At 29.8% G+C, this 1,576-nt stretch carries 2 protein-coding genes; both read right to left on the minus strand.

Features of this window, described 5'->3' with window-relative positions:
- Positions 1-48 precede the first annotated feature (48 nt).
- Positions 49-678, minus strand: coding sequence for a Na+/H+ antiporter NhaC family protein (locus tag G3997_RS11405; protein ID WP_330616264.1), 630 nt, complete (start codon positions 676-678; stop codon positions 49-51).
- A gap of 20 nt (positions 679-698) precedes the next feature.
- A complete protein-coding gene (locus G3997_RS11410; protein WP_330616266.1) occupies positions 699-1,361 on the minus strand; it encodes a Na+/H+ antiporter NhaC family protein in 663 nt (220 codons plus the stop codon).
- Between the last annotated feature and the right edge of the window lie 215 nt (positions 1,362-1,576).

Genomic DNA, 1,576 nt, shown 5'->3' on the forward strand with positions numbered 1-1,576 from the left:
TTTTATATTAACAATTGTATTTAAGTTTATTTTTAAATATATAGATGGTTATATTATTTTTTGTAAGTTTTCTTCTTTTAATAATACTCCCGAAAATGCTATTGATATAATTCCACATATAAACATTAAACCTGGATAAAAAAGATATGGCATTATTTCTACTGGAGATATAGAAGCTACTCCTGCTGCWGTTAAWARCTGTGCTCCATAAGGTATMACTCCTTGCCAGCAAGATGAGAATATATCAAGTATACTAGCTGATTTTCTTGGATCTATATCGTATTTCTGTGCTATATCTTTAGCAAGTGGTCCTGCARTAACTATTGCTATAGTATTATTAGCAGTACATAAGTCTATAATACTTACCAAAGCTGCAATTCCAAATTCTGCACCCTTTTTACTTCTAATTCTGCTAGTTATAAAATAAAGTACATAATCTATACCACCATTAAACTTTATAAGTTCAACAACTCCACCTATTATTATTGCAAGTAAACTAAGTTCATACATCCCTGACATTCCTGTTGATATAGCTTCTATTAATCCAAATACATCAAATGAGTTTGTTACTAATCCTACTATACCTGCAAACACTATTCCACTACCAAGTAGTGCAAATACATTTGCTCCACATAATGCCCCTATTAATACTAATAAATATGGTACTACTTTTATCAATTCATATTCATATCCACTATCTAAATTAACTTCATACCTGATGTTATCACTGCAAGTAATACAACAGTTATTATTGCTGCTGGTAAAACTATTAAAAAGTTAGTTTTAAACTTATCCTTAAGCTCACAACCTTGAGTTCTAACTGCTGCTATAGTAGTATCTGATATYATAGATAAGTTATCACCAAACATAGCACCACCTACTACAGCGCCTAATATTAATGTTACTGGTATAGACGTTTTTTCTGCTATTCCAAGTCCTATTGGAGCTAATGCTGCTATTGTACCTACTGAAGTTCCCATTGATACTGATATAAAACATCCTATAACAAATAATCCTACAACTAAAAGATTAGCAGGAAGTATTGATAAACTTAAATTTACAGTTGAATCWACTCCACCCATAGCTTTAGCAGTMCCTGAAAATGCACCTGCAAGTAAAAATATTATAACCATCAAAATTATATTACTATCTCCTGCTCCTTTACAAAATACACTCATCTTTTCGTCTAAAGTAGCTTTTTTATTAAATAATAAGGCTACACCTGCAGATATAATAAATGCTACTAATACTGGCATTTTATAAAAATCTCCACTTATAACCCCACTTCCTACAAATAGTAGTAAAAATACTACTAGTGGTAATAATGCATATGCATTCCCTTTTTTTATTTCATTGTTCATATTTAACCTCTCCCTTTTATAAATTTATTAATAATGTCTGATTAGAACTATAATCACATTAATTTATAAAAATAAATTTTAATATTTTTACAAATAAAAAACTCTCATACCTAAGAGCTAAGCCTTAGGAACGAGAGTATATCTTCGTGTTACCATCCTAATTTATTTATACCTTACGGCATAAACCTCATCAAGTACGCCAAATATATTGGTTA

Origin of the sequence: Romboutsia sp. 13368 (assembly GCF_018336475.1) — a bacterium.
Classification (GTDB): Bacteria; Bacillota; Clostridia; order Peptostreptococcales; family Peptostreptococcaceae; genus Romboutsia.